This is a genomic window from Limnohabitans sp. (genome assembly GCF_040401495.1).
GTDB lineage: Bacteria > Pseudomonadota > Gammaproteobacteria > Burkholderiales > Burkholderiaceae_C > Limnohabitans.
In genome coordinates, this window is record NZ_JBBAOI010000052.1 from 1 (window position 1) to 2,331 (window position 2,331).

Here is a 2,331-nt window from a genome sequence, read left to right on the forward strand (position 1 = left end):
CTACATCGACGGCAGTGAATTTTTCATACGCCCAAGATTGCAAGATGAAGCCCATCAAAAAAGCCAAACAAAGACAAACTTTTAAAATATGACGCATTCAACTGGCTCCTAGGATTTGCAAAAGCTTTTTGTGTTTCAGCCCCCCATGGTAGCCAAATTGTCTTTTGAAATTGCAAAAAGGCAAGCCGCAGCCGCAGGGCAGTGTCGTTCAAAACGACACTTGAACAGCCTAACCAGCCCCCAAACCACCGTGCTACGCCCGTGCTAATTGACGGTGAGCCACTGTGTAAGGTGCGAACCATTCGCGATATACCCTTTTGTATGTCAATAAAGAGTAGAATTTAACCTGTTTAAATTAATTTAGTTTTTACCTATTTAGTCGCACCTGAAAAATTCACTTTCAGGCCGCAACCCAGTTCATGGAACCAGACCTGAGTGGTTTTGATATAAAAATCTGCCGCAATTGAAGTGCAATTTGCCCCAATGCGGCCACCTGCAGCAGGCGTAAAAAAAGGCCGATGCCTTTCTTTGCGATCATGCGCAGCAGCCAGCGGATGTTGAAGCCCGCAGCGCACAGGACTGCATGCAAACTGTCGCCGTTTGATCCCTTGAGGTGGCACCGGTTCATCCGGTGGTCCGCTTTCAAGTGGCCAATGATCGGTTCGATCGCCTGTCGTCGTTTGAGTGACTTCTTTTCTTCGACCGTCAGGCTCTTGAATTTGCCGCGGTGCTTGATTTCGATATCCAGGTTGTCCTTGTCAACACCCCGATAGCCCAAGTCGACGTAGGCAGTTTCCGGTCTCATGTCGGTGGCCTGCATCAGGATACTGGCCTGCTCCACTTGTTCATTCAGTGTGTGCCCGTCATAGGGATTACCGGGGAAGGCCCTGGCGCCCACGATCAAGGTCCCTTTGAGCGTAGTTGCAATGCCCACCTTCACGCCGAATTCGTAGGGGTTGCGGCTCTTGCCTTTTGAGATGCATTCAACTTCTGGGGCGTGCCAGCTGTACAGCTTGGGTTGTTTGTCTTTGGTCTTGTGGCTGCGTGTTTGGGCGATGATCCGTTTGGCTTTGGCCACACTGTGGCCTAAGGCTTCTTGCACGGCTTGGCTCAGAGGGCTCATCTTGCGCGTGATCTCACGGTGCAGGCGGCCCACGATGGTGCTTTGTCGTTTGATGACTTTGCGCATGCGTTTGAACTGGCGGGCATGGGCGTAGCGCCCAGCCTTGTAGCCCAGCAGTTGGCCTTCTTTGGCGTAGGTTTGCTTGAGCTCGATGCCTTCGGCCTTGGCCGCCTCAACCAGTTTGATTCGGGCGGTTTCCAGCAGCTTGCTGTCGGTGGGATGGGCAATGGCTTTCTCTTGTACGGTGGAGTCGACAATGATGCGGCTGAGCTCTTTCTTGGCGATCAACTTCAAAGTGACCGCCACTTCAATGGTGCGTGCCAACAATTCTTCAACGCCTTCTTCGCCCAAGAGCTTGCGGAACTTGACCAATAAAGTGGGGTCGCAAGGCCAGCGGTGCTCAAAGTATTCATTGCCAGAAAAGTACTGCCATGTAGGCGTCTCGCCCCAGCGCTGGATGACGTCCTCGTCGCTCTCGTTGAACGCGTGCTTGAGGTACAGCAGTGAGACCATCAAGCGGGTGGGCAAACGAGGCCGACCTGCGTTGGAGACACCGGCACCGGCCATAGCCTGGGTGGGGCCAAACATATCCATGCCTTCGATCTTCTGGCCAGCGCGCACTTGGTGGGCAAAGCGGTGAGCCAGGGAGGCTTCGATTTCTTGCCAGGGCATGCGGTTGGCCAAAACGGCCAGCGGATGGCGAAGGTCAATGAGTTGATCCAAGCGGTTGCGAAAGAAGTCTTCGGTCATCGACATACAGGCTCCAGAAACTCCCAGAAAACAACCTGTATTGAATATCTATTTGAGAGATTTGGCTATTGAGAATTACCCTGAAAGCGAGCATTTATGCGGGTTGCAGGGATTCTTCAGGGACGACTACTTCAGACGGATATACGTTTTCTCCGCCTGTTTTTATAAGGTTCTTTTCAGGCATACGTCCTTTAAACCAAAGAAATCCATTCTGATCTATAGTTCCTAAGTCACCACTGTGAAGCCAACCATCACGTAAAGTTCTTTTACTTTCTATCTCAAGCCCCCAATAACCTAAAAATACTATAGGACCACGTATAATTATTTCTCCGACTTCGTTTTCAGATAGGATTTGACCGTCTTCATCTGTGATTTTTATTTGTACACATGGTAATTGTTGTCCTGCGCTACCAGGACTTTTATTAAATGGTGATAAAGTAACAGAGCCAGAAGATTCA

2 protein-coding genes are annotated in these 2,331 nt (G+C 50.5%); both read right to left on the reverse strand.

Features of this window, described 5'->3' with window-relative positions; translation table 11 throughout:
* Positions 1-400 precede the first annotated feature (400 nt).
* Positions 401-1,879 (reverse strand): IS5 family transposase, encoded by a 1,479-nt coding sequence (locus AC9UEO_RS13515; protein ID WP_509534557.1) that lies wholly within the window; start codon positions 1,877-1,879, stop codon positions 401-403.
* Positions 1,880-1,967: 88 nt separating this feature from the next.
* Positions 1,968-2,331 (reverse strand): AMP-binding protein (locus tag AC9UEO_RS13520; RefSeq protein WP_509534560.1); only part of this gene is annotated, 364 nt, incomplete at its 5' end.

Coding starts and splice junctions, on each gene's coding strand:
- AC9UEO_RS13515 (WP_509534557.1), bottom strand. CDS start 1,879: ATGTCGATGACCGAAGACTTCTTTCGCAACCGCTTGGATCAACTCATT.